This is a genomic window from Afipia sp. 1NLS2, assembly GCF_000178995.1.
GTDB lineage: Bacteria > Pseudomonadota > Alphaproteobacteria > Rhizobiales > Xanthobacteraceae > Afipia.
On the sequence record NZ_ADVZ01000001.1, the window covers coordinates 1,126,726 to 1,138,936 of the forward strand.

Here is a 12,211-nt window from a genome sequence, read left to right on the forward strand (position 1 = left end):
AGCGGTCCATGCGCAAGACACTGTTCGAGAGTCTCACCCGCCGCCCCTTCACCGAGAAGTTGGCAGTTCCGACCGATCCGAACATCGTTCGCATGGCCGCCGAATTGGACGTCAAGGCTCGCCGCCGGCTTGGCCGCAGCCTGTCTCTGCGGCTCGTCGATGCGGGTTCGTGCAACGCCTGCGAACTTGAGCTCAACGCCTTGAGTAATCCTTATTACGATCTCGAACGCTTCGGCTTGCGGTTTGTCGCCTCGCCGCGCCATGCCGATGTGCTGCTCGTGACCGGCCCGGTGACGAAGAACATGCGCGAGCCGCTTCTACGGACCTACGACGCCATGCCGGCGCCGAAATGGGTCGTCGCTGTTGGTGACTGCGCCGCTTGCGGTGGACTATACGCCGATAGCTATGCGTGCGAGCGCGGCGCCAATGCGGTGCTTCCCGTCAACCTTCGCATCGTCGGATGTCCACCATCGCCAACCCAGTTGCTGGAGGGACTTCTGGCCCTGATCGGCCCGTAACCGGCGAGAAGCCGTGATCGACTTGGTCGCCCACGCCTACGGCGGATATCTGGCGACGCTGCGCGGTTCGAGTTGGCGGGACGGCATGATCGCGCGGCTCGCGGATTTGCTCGACCGCATGACTGCGGACGGGCTTATTGAAGAGCGCGACGGCGCATTGCGCTTGACTATGCCGGGGCGCGCCTGAGGGGAGTCGTTCCCCTGACGCTGGAATCAGCACTGCAGGCAGTCGAACTCCTGTGCGGCCTCGCCCCCGTTGCGCTGTAGGGTGAGCTCGCCGCTTGCCCCCGATTCTCAGGCTATGGGGTTACAGGACCGCCGCTGAGTCTTGCATCACGTCCATATGTCGGGCAGTATCGACATATGGACGCAAACCAAGCCATCCTCGCCTTCTCGGCGCTCTCCCAGCCCACCCGGCTCGAGGTGTTCCGCCTGCTCGTGAAACACGAGCCCGACGGCCTGCCGGCCGGCGAGATCGCGCGCTTCATGGGCGTGCCCCACAACACCATGTCAACGCATCTCGCCATCCTGACGCGCGCCGGGCTGATCGAGGCTGCGCGGCAGAGCCGCTCCATCGTCTATCGCGCCCAGATCGAGGCCGTGCGCGGGCTCGCCGGCTTCCTTGTCAAGGATTGCTGCGGCGGTCGACCGGAACTCTGCGCGCCGCTGATCGCCGACCTCTCGTCCTGCTGTCCACCGCAAAAGCCGTCGTCCAAGGAGGTCGCCCATGGCTGACCGCATCTATAATGTGCTGTTCCTCTGCACCGGTAATTCCGCCCGTTCCATTCTGGCAGAGAGCATCCTGCGCAAGGATGGCGCCGGTCACTTCCGAGCCTTCTCGGCTGGAAGCGATCCGAAGGGTCGGGTCAATCCTTTCGCGCTGAAGGTGCTCGACAGCTTCGACTATCCGACCGACGGATTCCGCTCCAAGAGCTGGGAGGAGTTCGCCCGGCCTGATGCACCGGTCATGGATTTCGTGTTCACCGTCTGCGACAACGCCGCCGGCGAGACCTGTCCCGTTTGGCCGGGCCAGCCGATGACGGCGCATTGGGGCATTGAGGACCCGGCCGCAGTCGAGGGCTCCGACGTCCAAAAGGAAGCCGCCTTCGTTACGGCATTCCGTTATCTCAAGGCCCGCATCGGCGTGTTCGCGGCGTTGCCGCTGATGAGCCTCGACAAGATCGCACTCGGCACGAAGCTGCGGGAGATCGGCCAGAGCGAGGGCGCGACGTCGCCGCGTCCGAGCGCAGCGTAAGGCACACCATGGACGTCGTCATCTATCACAACCCCGACTGCGGGACCTCCCGCAACACGCTGGCGATGATCCGCAATGCCGGCATCGAACCTCACGTCATCGAGTATCTGAAGACACCGCCCTCGCGGACGATGCTCAAGCAGCTCATCGCGCGCATGGGCATCTCCGTTCGCGCGCTACTGCGCGAGAAGGGCACGCCCTATGCGGAGCTTCGCCTAGACGATCCGAACCTCACGGACAAACAGTTACTCGATGCCATGCAGGCACACCCGGTCCTGATGAATCGGCCAATCGTCGTGACGCCCACGGCCGTCCGGCTCTGCCGTCCTTCGGAGGAGGTGCTCGGTCTGCTGCCGCCGCAGCGGGGCGAGTTCGTCAAGGAAGACGGCGAGCGCGTGGTGGACGAGCACGGCCGCCGCGTGGCGACAGCTTAAGGCAGCCCCATGTCCACCTTTGAACGCTATCTCACCCTCTGGGTCGCACTCTGCATCGTTGCCGGCGTCGCGCTCGGCCATTTCATGTCGGGCGTTTTTCATGCGATCGGCGCTGCCGAGATCGCCAAGGTCAATCTGCCAGTCGCTGCTTTGATCTGGCTGATGATCGTGCCGATGCTGATCAAGATCGATTTTGCTGCCCTCGGCCAAGTGAGGGAGCACTGGCGCGGCATTGGCGTCACGCTCTTCGTCAACTGGACGGTCAAACCCTTCTCGATGGCGGCGCTGGGCTGGCTATTCGTCGGATACCTGTTCCGACCATATCTGCCGGCCGCCCAGATCGACAGCTACATCGCGGGTCTCATTATCCTCGCTGCCGCACCCTGCACGGCCATGGTGTTCGTCTGGTCGAACCTCACGAAGGGTGAGCCTCATTTCACGCTGAGCCAGGTCGCGCTCAACGACTCCATCATGGTGTTCGCTTTCGCGCCGATCGTTGGCCTGCTGCTGGGATTGTCGGCCATCATCGTGCCTTGGGACACGCTCGTTCTGTCGGTCGGTCTCTATATCATCGTGCCCGTAGTCGCAGCACAGCTCCTGCGCCGGCACCTCCTCGCAAGCGGTGGAGAGCCGAGGCTGAGGGCCTTTCTAGACCGACTGCAGCCGGTCTCGCTCATCGCCCTGTTGGCGACGCTGGTGCTGCTGTTCGGTTTCCAGGGCGAGCAAATTCTGGCACAGCCACTCGTCATCGCACTGCTCGCCGTGCCCATCCTGATCCAGGTCTATTTCAATGCCGGTCTCGCCTATCTGCTGAACCGGATTTCCGGCGAGCAGCACTGCGTCGCCGGCCCTTCCGCCCTGATCGGCGCCTCCAACTTCTTCGAGTTGGCGGTCGCCGCCGCCATCAGCCTGTTCGGTTTCCAGTCCGGCGCTGCCCTGGCGACCGTCGTCGGCGTGCTGATCGAAGTGCCGGTCATGCTGACCGTCGTCTGGATCGTGAACCGTTCGAAGGGATGGTACGAGCGCGGTCAAGCAACGCCGCGCGTCATCAAAGAAGCGCGTTGATGCAGGCTTCTGATCTGTCGGATTTGCCGAATATCGATGCCGATGCGTTCGAACGTCCGACGACGGCTGCGCTGATCCCAGAGCCGCCGATGCACCCGCCGCGCATCCTGCTACTGTACGGTTCGCTGCGCGAGCGATCGTTCAGCCGGTTCCAGGCCCAGGAAGCCGCGCGCCTTCTGGAAGCGTTCGGCGCCGAGGCTCGCATATTCAACCCCAGCGGCCTACCGCTTCCGGATGATGCGCCGGCCGCTCATCCCAAGGTCCAAGAGTTGCGCGAACTGTCGGCTTGGTCGGAGGGACAGGTCTGGTGCAGCCCGGAACGCCACGGCGCCATGACGGGCATCATGAAGGCACAGATCGACTGGATACCGCTATCCCTCGGGGCGGTCAGGCCCACCCAAGGCAAGACGCTCGCGGTGATGCAAGTGAGCGGCGGATCGCAGTCCTTCAACGCCGTCAACCAAATGCGTGTCCTCGGGCGCTGGATGCGCATGATCACGATCCCGAACCAGTCCTCGGTCGCCAAAGCTTACGAGCAGTTCGATGAGGACGGGCGGATGAAGCCATCCCCATATTACGATCGCGTCGTCGATGTTGTGGAGGAGCTGGTGAAGTTCACCCTGCTGACGCACGGTCCTTCCGCCTACCTCACCAGCCGCTACAGCGAGCGCAAGAAGGCCGTAGGGAAGCTTGCCGCGCGCGTTAAGCTGACTGTGATCTAACGCAGTAGGCTATTTGAAGGAGTTCCCAAAGGCGCATCCAATTGTGCAACGGGCTGCTGCACAATCGCTTGTCAGGAGACCTCGTGCCGTCACCCACCTATCTAACGCTCGAAGAAGTCATTACCCGCTAGCGCAGTCAGGTCAGCGAAGGCACGCTCCGAAATTGGAGAGCCATGCGGATCGGACCGTCCTTCATCAAGATAGGCAAGGCGATCCTCTATCCCGTCAGCGAACTCGATCGCTGGGACAAATTCAATCTCGTGGTTTGCAGACCCTCCCGATCTTTGTCGCTGGAGGAATATGCTTCGGCCGGTTGATCCGAATCGTCATGGCTGGCTATTTAAGTCCCAGGCGATGCGATATGGCGAGACTCATGATGCGGAATCCGTGATCCGGCATGACGTTGGAGTATCATCTAAGATCCTACATGATCAGGAATTGTTCATCACGACCAGTCACGCACCACATATACCAATTAACGACCCCTGTTGATTTAAGCGTGTCGGCAATGTGTTGAAAAATAACAGAAACTGATCTTCGAGTATATTGATCCACAATCACCCCTCGGGCGATCCGACGCCATCACAGGCCGACATCCAGATGACGAAATCCATCGTCGCCATCGCGGCCCCGCTCGGCATTTCCGTGCACGACCACATCATTGTCGGCAAGAACGGCCATTCGAGCCTCAAGGGCATGAAGCTGATGTAAGTCGCGCGCAGGCTTACTGGCGCACCATGATGAACGGATCGGCGCTGTCGGGAATCCGCCGCCATTGCGCATGATCGTCGGCACCGAACCGCCAGACTTCGCCGCTTGATGAGATCAGCAGCATCTCGCCGCGCTCAAGCCGCCACATCACCGGTCCGAAGCGACTCACCAGCGGATCGCATTTCGGCTTAAGGAAGACCTGGAAGTTCTCGGGATTGCCCGCCTCGTTGTTGGTGAGCGTCAGGCCGCAGATCGGATTGCCGTTGCCGCGCACCATCGCCCAGTCGCCGATCATCTGGTCGGTCGATTTCGACAGCGCACGCGCCGCCGCCAGGCCTTGAAGAATGTAGACGCCCTCGCCGCTGCGCACGCCCTCGAGAATGCCGTTCTCGACTTCGGTGACATCCAGCACGGAGGCACCCTTCGCATCCTGAAAACGGACGATGTCGAGGCCCTTCACCGTCCATGACGCAATCGCGCCGGTGAACGGCAGGGCTTCCGCACATCCCTTCTCCAGATCGAGTTTCATGCCGAGCGGCACGGTGTCGTTCTTCAGCGTCACCACGCAGGTCCGGTCGCGCCCCGCCGTGGCCAGTTCCCACTGGCCTAACATGGCCTTGGTCTGGGCCGCGCCATCCTCTTGCGCGAACGCCGCCGTCGCAGGCCAAAAGCCTGCGGCGACACAGACAGCCAGAACGGCGGCACGGCAGATCATGCACGCTTCCCGAAAGGCGTCTCGGGCACCGGCGTCAACGCCGGCTTGCCGGAGAACCAGTTCAGCAGATTATCGACCACAAGCTGATCCATCGCGTCTCGCGTCGCCACCGAGGCCGACGCGATATGGGGCAGCAACACCACATTGTCCATCGACCAGAATGCCTCCGGCACATTTGGCTCATGTGCGAAGACATCAAGCCCGGCGGCCATGATCGTTCCATCCTGAAGGGCCGCGATCAGCGCCTCCTCGTCCACCACCGAGCCGCGCGCGACATTGATGAACACACCGCGCGGCCCCAGCGCCTTCAGCACTTCGGCATTGATCATCTTCAATGTCGAAGCGCCGCCCGGCGTGATGGCGATCAGGGTATCGACCGCCTTCGCCATCTCGATCAGGTTCGGATAGTGCTTGTGGGAGACACCCGCCGCCGGATTGCGCGAGTGGTAGACGATCGGCACGCCGAAAGCGTCCAGACGTTTTGCAATCGCCTGACCGATCCGGCCCATGCCGACAATGCCGACGGTGCGGTCGCGCAGCGATCCGGGGCTGAGACGATAACTCTGCTTGGCCCAGCGGCCTTCGCGCACATAACGGTCGGCGGTGATGAATTCGCGCAGCGTTGCGATCAACAGCCCGATCGCCGTGTCGGCGACCTCATCGGTCAGCACGTCCGGCGTATGGGTGACAACGATGTTGTGCTCCGCCGCATAGCGGAAATCGACGTGATCGTAGCCGACGCCGAAGGAGGCAATCATTTCGAGCTTCGGGAAACGCGCCAGCATCGCGCGGTCGGCCCTGACCAGATTGGTGATCGCCATGCCGCGAATGTTTTGGGCCTGCTCGGGCGAGAGTTTGGCGAGGTCATCCGGGTGGTGGAAGATGTGCACATTGAAGCGCTCGGCGAGACCCCGCTCGATCAGAGGCTTCTTCGGACCATAAATCAGGATGTCGGGCTTCGCCGTCTCGTTCGCCATCGTCGTCAATCTCCTTCCACCGCACTCTCATGCCAGTGTCGTAGCACGAGGCGCGACACCGCCGAGAGCCCGGCATAAATCACAATCCCGGCAGCCGACAAGAGCGCCAGTGCCGCAAACATCCGCGGAATGTCGAGGCGATAGCCCGCCTCCGCGATCCGGAAGGCAAGGCCCGAGCCGGAGCCGGCGGAGCCCGCCGCAATTTCCGCGACCACTGCACCGATCAGCGACAGGCCGCCCGCGATCCGCAAGCCGCCCATGATGTAGGGCAGCGCCGAGGGCAAACGAAGCTGCCACAGCTTCTGCGCCGGCGAGGCATCGTACAATGCGAACAATCCAGCCAGATTCCGGTCGACAGATTTGAGCCCGAGCAGCGTGTTCGACAGCACGGGAAAGAATGCCACGATCCAGGCGCAGGCGACCACGGCCAGATGCTGCGGCAGATAGACCAGCAACAGCGGCGCGATAGCGATAACCGGCGTAACTTGCAGGATCACCGCATAGGGCAGGAATGCATCCTCCACCCACCTTGCGCGGTTGAACAGCAACGCAAGGCCGACGCCGCCGATGACCGCGGCGAGAAACCCCTCCAGAGTTGCGCGCAGCGTGGTCAGCAGCGAGGCAAACAGGATGCCCCAGTCCTTCACCAGCGTCTGCACGATCAGGCTCGGGGCGGGCAGGATGTAAGGCGGGATCTCGCGCAGGCGGACCGTCGCCTCCCAAAGCCCCATGAGCACGGCAAAGACGATCACGGGCAGCAGCACGCGCAGCGCCTGCGGCAACGGGCGATCTTGGGAGGGCATCGCTCTGGTTTGCTCTTGATCCTTGCCCATCAGGCAACCCGTCCGCTGTCCTGCACGCTCGCCTGCCCCAGCATGGCGGAAACCTCGCGGCAGAAGCCGGCATAGGATGCCGAGGTGCGGAAGCTCTCGCCGCGCGGCTCGGGTGCATCGATCCGGTGTTCCGCGAAAATCCGGCCGGGCCGTGCGGTCATGACAATCACGCGCTGCGACAGAAAGACGGATTCGAACACCGAATGGGTGACGAACACCACCGTCTTGCGCAGGTCGCGCCACAGCGCCAGCAGGTCGTTGTTGAGGCGAAAGCGGGTGATTTCATCGAGCGCCGCGAACGGCTCGTCCAGGAGCAGGATATCGGGGTCCGTCACCAGCGCGCGGGCAAGTGACGCCCGCATCTTCATGCCGCCGGACAATTGGCGCGGATAGGCTTCGGCGAATTCGGTGAGGCCGACGCGGGCGAGACAATCGTCGATCCGCGCATGGCCTGCCGGGCTGTCATCTCCCGTCAGCCGGAGCGGCAGGCGGACATTGTCGCGCACGCTCGCCCACGGCATCAGTGTCGGCTCCTGAAACACAAAACCGATCCCGCGCGACGATCGCGCGCGTGCATCGACAGCGACGCTCCCCGTGCTCGGAGCATCGAGCCCTGCGATGATCCGCAGCAAGGTCGACTTGCCGCAACCCGAAGGGCCGAGCAGCGAGACGAACTCGCCTTCGCGGATTTTCAGATCGACCGGGCCGAGCGCCTCCGTGCCGTTGGCATAGCGCCGCGTGACGCCCTTGCAACTGATGGCCGTCATTTCGCGAGACGCAGGTCGAGGCCGACGCCTTTGTTGACGAAGCGCAACGTATAGGCCTTGCGGAAATCGACCTCCCGCTTCACGACACCGGCATGCACCATGGTCGAGAAGAAATCCTCCATGCGCGCATCGCTCATCGCGCCGATCCCGTTCTTGAGCGTGTCGCCGGAATCGACGATGCCGTATTCCTTCATCTTGGCGACCGAGTAATCCAGAATCGCATCGGTCATGTCCGGGTTCATCTTCTTGATGAGCGCATTGCCGGCTGTGTTGTCGCCGTAGAGATAGTGGTACCAGCCGATGATCGAGGCATCGACGAAACGCTGCACCAGATCGGGCTTGTTCTCGACCAGATCGGTTCTGGTCTCGATGAAGGTCGAATAGGCGTTGAAGCCGTAATCGGCGAGCAGGATCACGGTCGGCTTGAACTTGGCTTTCTGCTCGATGGCAAAGGGCTCGGACGTCACATAACCCTGCATCGCGCTGTTGCGGTTCGCCAGAAACGGCTGCGCGTTGGAGGTGTAGGGTTTGACGCGATCTTCGCTGAAGCCGTGCTCGCTTTTCAGCCACTGAAAATAGGTCGGCATCCCCTCCTTCGAGACGAACAGCGTCAGCGGCTTGAGATCGTCAAGCGTTTTGACTCTCGACTGCGGGTGCGCAATGAAAACCTGCGGGTCTTTCTGGAACATCGCCGCGACCGCAACCACCGGCACCTTGTTCGCGACCGCATCGAGCGACTGCAGATTGTTGGCGGCGATATCGAAATCGAGCTTCTTCGACAGCAACAGGATGCGGTTATTGACGTTGGGTCCGCCCGGCACGATCGTCACATCCAAGCCGTATGCCTTGTAGGTGCCGTCCGCAAGCGCCTGGAAGAAGCCGCCCTGCTCGCCCTCCGCCAGCCAGTTGGTGCCGAAGGCAACCTTGTCGAGCTTTTGCGGGGTTTGTGCCTGCAAGGGTATCAGCATCGACATCAGTAGCCCGGCCGCCGTTAACGCTCGTAACGAAAGGGCAGGCTGCATGATTGGACTCCGCTGGTCGTTCTGGCTCATGATAGAAGCCGAGGGCTCTGGTCTGAAAGAGCCCATCGCCTTCTAATCGATCAGCTCCACCGCATCCAAAGATATCTTCATTCATGAGCGCCACACCACCCCGCGACTGGACGACCATCCATTGGCCGGAGACCGATCCCGCAGCCGCGAGCGAATGGATCGCGGTGCTGCCGCTGGCCGCCACCGAACAGCACGGCCCGCATCTGCCGGTCGGCACCGATACCTTCATCGCGGAGGCTTATCTTGCGCGCGTGCAGGCGCTGCTTCCCGGACACGTTCCGGCCTCATTTTTGCCGGTCCAGAGCATCGGCTTTTCAATCGAGCATATCGACTACCCCGGTACGGTGACGCTGCCCTATCATGTCGCCATCCGCCACTGGATGTCGCTCGGGGAAAGTGTCGCGCGCAGCGGCGTGAAGAAGCTTGTCATGGTGACGAGCCATGGTGGCAACAGCGCGCCGATGGCGATTGTCGCGCAGGAATTGCGTGCCCGCCTCGGGATGCTGGCGGTCACGACCAACTGGCACCGTTTCGGTACGCCGGAAGGGCTTTTCCCGCATGAGGAAATCGCTCACGGCATTCATGGCGGCGCGGTCGAGACCTCGATCATGCTGGCGGCGCAGCCTGATCTGGTGCGCAAGGACAAGATTGCCAACTTCGAGCCCGCAAGCGTTGCGATGGCGCGTGAATTCCGCTGGCTGTCGCCGCACCGTCCCGCGCCCTTCGCATGGGCGGCGCAGGACCTGCACCCGAGCGGCGTTGCGGGCGATGCCACACTGGCCAGCGCCGACAAGGGCCGGCAATTGATCGAGCACGGCGCCAAGGCGTTATGCGAACTGCTCGCCGACGTCCATGGCTTTGACATGGCGCGGCTCGCGAACCGTCCCGCGACCTGACGAAATTTCTGCTCCGCAAAATTCGGCTTCAGCCTGCGATCATCCCGGATCGCGGCAATGAAAGCGCATGCCCTCACTTCGACCAGCTTCCATCAAGTCTGGACAGCCGTTCCGTTGCTTCCAGTTGCAAATCACTCTCAATGCTATTGACAATCATTTGCAATTATTGTTCTTAGCGGTCATGGGGAGCAACCATTTTTTGCAGCAGGTCCGTGACGGCCTGACGACAGTGCACACAACGCAACGGCCTGTGGCGCGGCGGTTGGCGGCATGGCACCTGTGGCCAATGATCGCGATTCGTCGGCCCCGTTTATCGATCGGCACGCCTGCCACCTGCGCGCTTGCAGCGACGATGGCAGCAGCCTCGCCGTGCGCCATCGCCTTCGCCGCCGACTTCCCGGTCAAAGCTGCGCCGGTCTTCGACTGGAGCGGCGCCTATGTCGGCGCCCATTTTGCATATGGCTTTGGCTCCTCGCACGCGAGCGTGTTCGATGGCGCCAGCTTCAACACACGCAACCATTTCGGCACCGCCACCGCAGGCGTGCAGGCCGGTTACAATGTGGTGCTGCCGTCACGCGTCCTGCTCGGCGTCGAAGCCGACCTGAGCTTTCCGAACTACATCGAGTCCAGCGGCGGCGTCGCCGTGACACCGACGATGAATGGCACTCTTACCGAACGGCTGGATTATGCCGGTTCGCTGCGCGCGCGGCTTGGTTACGCCGCGCCGCGCTGGTTGCTTTACGTCACCGGCGGTCTTGCGTTCGCGGGCGAACGCTTCGAATACACATCGCCTGCTTTCGACGACAAGAAGCTGTCGCTGCGCACAGGATGGATCGCGGGCGTCGGCGCCGAATACGCGATCGGCCCGAAATGGAGTGCGCGAGTCGAATATCTGTACAGCGATTACGGCCGCGACCATGTGCAACTCGGCTCCGGCCTGCAAAGTGCAAGCACGTTCGATGTCCAGACCATCCGTCTTGGGCTCAACCGGAAGATCGACTTCACCGGGAACGACAGCAACTTCGGTGACGGCTTGCCGTCAAATCTGGAAATCTCCGGGCAATCGACCTATCTGGCGCAAGCCTATCCTGCCTTCCATGCGCCCTATTCCGGCCTGAACAGCCTTGCCCCAAATGGACAAGCCAAGGCGACATGGAGCAACAGCCTCTATATCAACGCGCGGCTCTGGGACGGCGGCGAGCTGTATTTCAATCCCGAACTGGTGCAGGGCTTCGGCCTCAGCGACACGGTCGGGCTGGGCGGATTCTCCAGCGGCGAAGCGCAAAAATCGAACTTTCCCTATCCGCGCTTCAACCCATCGCGCATGTATCTTCGCCAGACCTTCGGCTTCGGCGGCGAACAGGAGACTCTTGAAAGCGGCCCGAACCAGCTTGGTGGCAAGGCCAACGTCTCCCGCCTGACGGTGCAGGTCGGCAAGTTCGCCGTGCTCGATATCTTTGACGGCAACGCCTATGCCAAAGATCCGCGCAAGGATTTCATGAACTGGTCGATCTGGGCACCAGGCGCGTTCGACTACTCCGCCGACAAGGTCGGCCTGAGCTACGGCGCGACTGCCGAGTTGAACCAGAAAAACTGGGCGCTGCGTTTCGGCTATTTCCTGATGGATGCCGAATCCAATTCCAATAATTTCGACATGCATCTTTTCCGCCGGGGCGAATACGTCGCGGAATTCGAGCAGCGCTACATGTTGTTCGGCCAACCGGGTAAACTGCGCACGATCGGATGGATCAACAGCGCCTTCTCGGGCAGCTACCGCGCGACGCTCGACAATCCCGCGCTTAATCTCGATATCGCCGCCACGCGTGAAGGCCGCATCAAATACGGCTATGTCGTCAACCTCGAACAGGCGTTAAGCGACACCGTCGGCCTGTTCGGCCGCTGGAGCTGGAACGACGGCAAGACTGAGATCATGGCCTTCACCGACATCGATGCGAGCCTCTCGGGTGGGTTGTCGATCAAGGGCAAGTCATGGGGCCGCCCCAACGACACCATCGGGCTTGGCGGCGCGATCAACGCTCTGTCGCGCGACCATCGCGATTTTATCGCGGCGGGCGGTATGGGCGTTCTCATTGGCGACGGCCGGCTGAATTACAGCCAGGAGCGGCTGATGGAGGCCTATTACGCCTACGCCATCACGCCAAAGCTGACGGCAACCGCCGATTATCAGTTTGTCGTCAACCCCGCCTACAACGCCGACCGTGGGCCGGTGTCGATCTTCTCCGCGCGGCTGCACGGCGAGTTCTAA

General features: G+C 62.1%; 14 protein-coding genes and 2 pseudogenes. 11 read left to right on the forward strand and 5 right to left on the reverse strand.

What is annotated here, in order from left to right; genetic code table 11:
* Positions 1-8 precede the first annotated feature (8 nt).
* The 9 genes and pseudogenes from AFIDRAFT_RS05525 to AFIDRAFT_RS19335 all read left to right on the forward strand — a co-directional run.
* Positions 9-518, forward strand: a complete 510-nt coding sequence (locus tag AFIDRAFT_RS05525) for an NADH-quinone oxidoreductase subunit B family protein (protein ID WP_009338242.1) — start codon at positions 9-11, stop codon at positions 516-518.
* 13 nt (positions 519-531) lie between these two features.
* The gene (locus AFIDRAFT_RS19725; protein WP_009338243.1) at positions 532-705 is read left to right on the forward strand and encodes a hypothetical protein; all 174 of its coding nucleotides are present in this window, start codon (positions 532-534) and stop codon (positions 703-705) included.
* Between the two features lie 176 nt (positions 706-881).
* Positions 882-1,253 carry an ArsR/SmtB family transcription factor gene (locus AFIDRAFT_RS05530; protein ID WP_009338244.1) on the forward strand — a complete coding sequence of 124 codons (372 nt, stop codon included), beginning with the start codon at positions 882-884 and terminating at the stop codon, positions 1,251-1,253.
* A complete protein-coding gene (locus AFIDRAFT_RS05535) occupies positions 1,246-1,773 on the forward strand; it encodes an arsenate reductase ArsC (RefSeq protein ID WP_009338245.1) in 528 nt (175 codons plus the stop codon). Before AFIDRAFT_RS05530 ends, AFIDRAFT_RS05535 begins: the two co-directional genes overlap by 8 nt.
* A gap of 8 nt (positions 1,774-1,781) precedes the next feature.
* A complete protein-coding gene (gene arsC / locus AFIDRAFT_RS05540; protein WP_009338246.1) occupies positions 1,782-2,207 on the forward strand; it encodes an arsenate reductase (glutaredoxin) in 426 nt (141 codons plus the stop codon).
* Between the two features lie 9 nt (positions 2,208-2,216).
* On the forward strand, positions 2,217-3,272 hold the full coding sequence (gene arsB, locus AFIDRAFT_RS05545) for an ACR3 family arsenite efflux transporter (RefSeq protein ID WP_009338247.1): 1,056 nt from the start codon (positions 2,217-2,219) through the stop codon (positions 3,270-3,272).
* Complete coding sequence (gene arsH, locus AFIDRAFT_RS05550; protein ID WP_009338248.1) at positions 3,272-3,994, forward strand: arsenical resistance protein ArsH; 723 nt, start codon at positions 3,272-3,274, stop codon at positions 3,992-3,994. The genes arsB and arsH overlap by 1 nt, the downstream gene beginning before the upstream one ends.
* 83 nt (positions 3,995-4,077) lie before the next feature.
* Positions 4,078-4,311: pseudogene (locus AFIDRAFT_RS05555) on the forward strand (helix-turn-helix transcriptional regulator).
* A gap of 226 nt (positions 4,312-4,537) precedes the next feature.
* A pseudogene (locus AFIDRAFT_RS19335) lies at positions 4,538-4,705 on the forward strand (JAB domain-containing protein); the annotation flags it as partial.
* A 13-nt stretch (positions 4,706-4,718) separates the two neighbouring features.
* On the opposite strand, the gene AFIDRAFT_RS05560 reads toward AFIDRAFT_RS19335, so the two are convergent.
* Genes AFIDRAFT_RS05560 through AFIDRAFT_RS05580 form a run of 5 tightly spaced genes read right to left on the reverse strand, consistent with a single transcriptional unit; the run spans position 4,719 to position 9,019 of the window.
* Positions 4,719-5,420, reverse strand: coding sequence for an AprI/Inh family metalloprotease inhibitor (locus AFIDRAFT_RS05560; protein WP_009338251.1), 702 nt, complete (start codon positions 5,418-5,420; stop codon positions 4,719-4,721).
* Positions 5,417-6,397 (reverse strand): 2-hydroxyacid dehydrogenase, encoded by a 981-nt coding sequence (locus AFIDRAFT_RS05565; protein WP_009338252.1) that lies wholly within the window; start codon positions 6,395-6,397, stop codon positions 5,417-5,419. The genes AFIDRAFT_RS05560 and AFIDRAFT_RS05565 overlap by 4 nt, the downstream gene beginning before the upstream one ends.
* Positions 6,398-6,402: 5 nt before the next feature.
* Positions 6,403-7,200: an ABC transporter permease gene (locus tag AFIDRAFT_RS05570; protein ID WP_040298100.1), complete on the reverse strand. Its 798-nt coding sequence runs from the start codon at positions 7,198-7,200 to the stop codon at positions 6,403-6,405.
* A 29-nt stretch (positions 7,201-7,229) separates the two neighbouring features.
* Entirely contained in the window at positions 7,230-7,997 is a 768-nt protein-coding gene (locus tag AFIDRAFT_RS05575; protein ID WP_009338256.1) for an ABC transporter ATP-binding protein, read from the reverse strand.
* Positions 7,994-9,019, reverse strand: a complete 1,026-nt coding sequence (locus AFIDRAFT_RS05580) for an ABC transporter substrate-binding protein (protein WP_009338258.1) — start codon at positions 9,017-9,019, stop codon at positions 7,994-7,996. Before AFIDRAFT_RS05580 ends, AFIDRAFT_RS05575 begins: the two co-directional genes overlap by 4 nt.
* Before the next feature lie 113 nt (positions 9,020-9,132).
* Between AFIDRAFT_RS05580 and AFIDRAFT_RS05585 the strand changes: the two genes are divergently transcribed.
* Together AFIDRAFT_RS05585 and AFIDRAFT_RS05590 are read left to right on the forward strand one after the other, a co-directional pair.
* On the forward strand, positions 9,133-9,945 hold the full coding sequence (locus AFIDRAFT_RS05585) for a creatininase family protein (protein ID WP_009338260.1): 813 nt from the start codon (positions 9,133-9,135) through the stop codon (positions 9,943-9,945).
* Between the two features lie 286 nt (positions 9,946-10,231).
* Entirely contained in the window at positions 10,232-12,211 is a 1,980-nt protein-coding gene (locus tag AFIDRAFT_RS05590) for a carbohydrate porin (RefSeq protein WP_040298102.1), read from the forward strand.